The organism is Sphingomonas sp. GM_Shp_2 (genome assembly GCF_026540875.1).
Lineage (GTDB): Bacteria > Pseudomonadota > Alphaproteobacteria > Sphingomonadales > Sphingomonadaceae > Sphingomonas > Sphingomonas carotinifaciens.
Genome location: NZ_JALNUQ010000096.1, coordinates 1 through 1,641, shown reverse-complemented (window position 1 = coordinate 1,641; position 1,641 = coordinate 1). Strand labels below are relative to the sequence as shown.

The 1,641-nt window shown below is 68.6% G+C and carries 2 protein-coding genes; both read left to right on the top strand.

The annotated features are described in order from the left end of the window. The first annotated feature begins 2 nt into the window (after window positions 1–2). Complete coding sequence (locus tag OXR08_RS18570; protein ID WP_149682655.1) at window positions 3–752, top strand: electron transfer flavoprotein subunit beta/FixA family protein; 750 nt, start codon at window positions 3–5, stop codon at window positions 750–752. After that, window positions 749–1,641 (top strand): electron transfer flavoprotein subunit alpha/FixB family protein (locus OXR08_RS18565; RefSeq protein ID WP_267352130.1); only part of this gene is annotated, 893 nt, incomplete at its 3' end. The genes OXR08_RS18570 and OXR08_RS18565, both read left to right, overlap by 4 nt.

The window sequence follows — 1,641 nt, the reverse complement described above, 5'->3', positions numbered from 1 at the left end:
CGATGAAGGTGCTGGTGCCGGTCAAGCGCGTGCTTGACTATAATGTGAAGCCGCGGGTGAAGGCGGACGGGTCGGGCGTCGACCTGGCGAACGTCAAGATGAGCATGAACCCGTTCGACGAGATCGCGGTCGAGGAGGCGATCCGGCTGAAGGAGAAGGCCGGCGTCACCGAGGTGGTGGTGGTCTCGATCGGCGAGCCCAAGGCGGCGGACACGCTGCGCACCGCGCTGGCGATGGGCGCCGACCGGGCGATCCTGGTGACAGCGGAGGGCCGGGTCGAGCCACTGGGCGTCGCCAAGCTGCTCGCCAGGATCGTCGAGGAGGAAAGCCCCGACCTCGTGATCCTGGGCAAGCAGGCGATCGACGACGACAACAACCAGACCGGCCAGATGCTCGCCGGGCTGCTCGGCTGGGCGCAAGGGACGTTCGCGTCGAAGGTCGTACTGGCCGAGGGGCAGGCGGTGGTCACCCGCGAGGTCGATGGCGGGCTGGAGACCGACACGCTGGTGCTGCCGGCGATCGTCACCACCGACCTGCGCCTGAACGAGCCGCGCTACGCCTCGCTGCCCAACATCATGAAGGCCAAGTCCAAGCCGATGGCGACGCGTGCCGCGGCCGATTTCGGCGTCGACATCGCAGCCCGCCACACGATCACCCATGTCGCCGAACCGGGCAAGCGTCAGGCCGGCGTCAAGGTCGCCGATGTCGACGAACTGGTGATGAAGCTGCAAGCGATGGGGATTGCCAAGTGAAGACGCTGGTCTGGGTCGAACATGACGGCGGAACCGTCAAGGATGCCACGCTGTCCGCGGTGACCGCGGCGGCAAAGCTGGGCGAGGTCCACCTGCTGGTCGCAGGGCAGGGCGTGGATGCGGTCGCCCAGTCGGCGGCGGCGATCGCCGGGGTCGGCAAGGTGCATGTCGCCGACGACGCGGCCTATGCGCATGCGCTGGCCGAGAATGTCGCGCCGCTGGTGGTGGAGCTGATGGGGCACCACGACGCCTTTGTCGCGCCGGCCACCACCACGGGCAAGAACATCGCGCCGCGGGTCGCGGCGCTTCTCGACGTGATGCAGATCTCCGACATCCTCTCGGTCGAGGGGCCGGACAGCTTCACCCGGCCGATCTACGCCGGCAACGCCATCGCCACCGTCAGGACCAGCGACAAGAAGCTGGTCGTCACCGTGCGCGGCACCGCCTTCGACAAGGCGGAGGCGCAGGGCGGCACGGGCACGATCGAGGCGGTCGCCGCCACCGGCGACAAGGGCCTGTCCAGCTTTACCGGCGCGGAGATCGCGGAGAATGCGCGTCCCGAGCTCACCTCGGCCAAGATCATCGTGTCGGGCGGCCGGGCGCTGGGTTCCGAGGAGCAGTTCCACGCGCTGATCGACCCTCTCGCCGACAAGCTGGGCGCCGCCGTCGGCGCATCCCGCGCCGCGGTCGATGCCGGCTATGCCCCCAACGACTATCAGGTCGGCCAGACCGGCAAGATCGTCGCCCCCCAGGTCTATGTCGCGGTCGGCATCTCGGGCGCCATCCAGCATCTGGCCGGCATGAAGGACTCCAAGGTGATCGTCGCGATCAACAAGGACGAGGACGCCCCCATCTTCCAGGTCGCCGACATCGGCCTGGTCGGCGACCT

Coding starts and splice junctions, on each gene's coding strand:
- OXR08_RS18570 (WP_149682655.1), top strand. CDS start 3: ATGAAGGTGCTGGTGCCGGTCAAGCGCGTGCTTGACTATAATGTGAAG.